This window comes from Calidithermus roseus, assembly GCF_003574095.1.
Taxonomy (GTDB): domain Bacteria; phylum Deinococcota; class Deinococci; order Deinococcales; family Thermaceae; genus Calidithermus; species Calidithermus roseus.
Genome location: NZ_QWLA01000157.1, coordinates 1 through 1,503, shown reverse-complemented (window position 1 = coordinate 1,503; position 1,503 = coordinate 1). Strand labels below are relative to the sequence as shown.

Annotated in this window: 1 rRNA gene; it reads left to right on the top strand. The window is 59.4% G+C overall.

The annotated features are described in order from the left end of the window. Positions 1-3: 3 nt before the first annotated feature. Positions 4-1,494: ribosomal RNA gene (locus Mrose_RS18315) — 16S ribosomal RNA — on the top strand. The last annotated feature ends 9 nt before the right edge of the window (positions 1,495-1,503 follow it).

Below are 1,503 nucleotides of genomic sequence, written 5' to 3'. Positions count from 1 at the left end.
TTGTCACTGGAGAGTTTGATCCTGGCTCAGGGTGAACGCTGGCGGTATGCCTAAGACATGCAAGTCGCACGGACCGGTTTCGGCTGGTCAGTGGCGGACGGGTGAGTAACACGTGGGAGACGTGCCCTCAAGTGGGGGAAAACCAGGGGAAACCCTGGCTAATCCCCCATGTGAACCCCCGCTTGGGCGGGTGTTTAAAGCTTCGGCGCTTGAGGATCGGCCCGCGGTGCATCAGGTAGTTGGTGGGGTAATGGCCCACCAAGCCGACGACGCATAGCTGGTCTGAGAGGACGACCAGCCACAGGAGCACTGAGACACGGGCTCCACTCCTACGGGAGGCAGCAGTTAGGAATCTTCGGCAATGGGCGAAAGCCTGACCGAGCGATACCGCTTGAAGGATGAAGCCCTTCGGGGTGTAAACTTCTGAACTCGGGACGATGATGACGGTACCGAGGTAATAGCACCGGCTAACTCCGTGCCAGCAGCCGCGGTAATACGGAGGGTGCGAGCGTTACCCGGATTTACTGGGCGTAAAGGGCGTGTAGGCGGTCTCTCAAGTCCGATGCTAAAGACTGGGGCTCAACCCCAGGAGTGCGTTGGATACTGGGAGGCTAGACGGTCGGAGGGGGTAGCGGAATTTCCGGAGTAGCGGTGAAATGCGCAGATACCGGAAGGAACGCCAATAGCGAAGGCAGCTACCTGGACGACTTGTGACGCTGAGGCGCGAAAGCGTGGGGAGCAAACCGGATTAGATACCCGGGTAGTCCACGCCCTAAACCATGAGTGCTGGGTGTCCGGCTTCTGCTGGGTGCCGTAGCTAACGCGCTAAGCACTCCGCCTGGGAAGTACGCACGCAAGTGTGAAACTCAAAGGAATTGACGGGGGCCCGCACAAGCGGTGGAGCATGTGGTTTAATTCGAAGCAACGCGAAGAACCTTACCAGGCCTTGACATGCCCGGAACCCCTCTGAAAGGAGGGGGTGCCCGCAAGGGAGCCGGGACACAGGTGCTGCATGGCCGTCGTCAGCTCGTGTCGTGAGATGTTGGGTTAAGTCCCGCAACGAGCGCAACCCCTATCCCTAGTTGCCAGCAGTTCGGCTGGGCACTCTATGGAGACTGCCTGCGAAAGCAGGAGGAAGGCGGGGATGACGTCTGGTCCGCATGGCCCTTACGGCCTGGGCGACACACGTGCTACAATGCCAAGGACAAAGCGCTGCTACCTCGCGAGAGGACGCCAATCGCAAAAACCTTGGCTCAGTTCGGATTGGAGTCTGCAACTCGACTCCATGAAGCCGGAATCGCTAGTAATCGCGAATCAGCCATGTCGCGGTGAATACGTTCCCGGGCCTTGTACACACCGCCCGTCAAGCCATGGAAGTGGGTTCTGCCTGAAGTCGCCGGTAGCCTTGGGCAGGCGCCGAGGGCCGGGCTCATGACTGGGGCTAAGTCGTAACAAGGTAGCTGTACCGGAAGGTGCGGCTGGATCACCTCCTTTCTAAGGAGT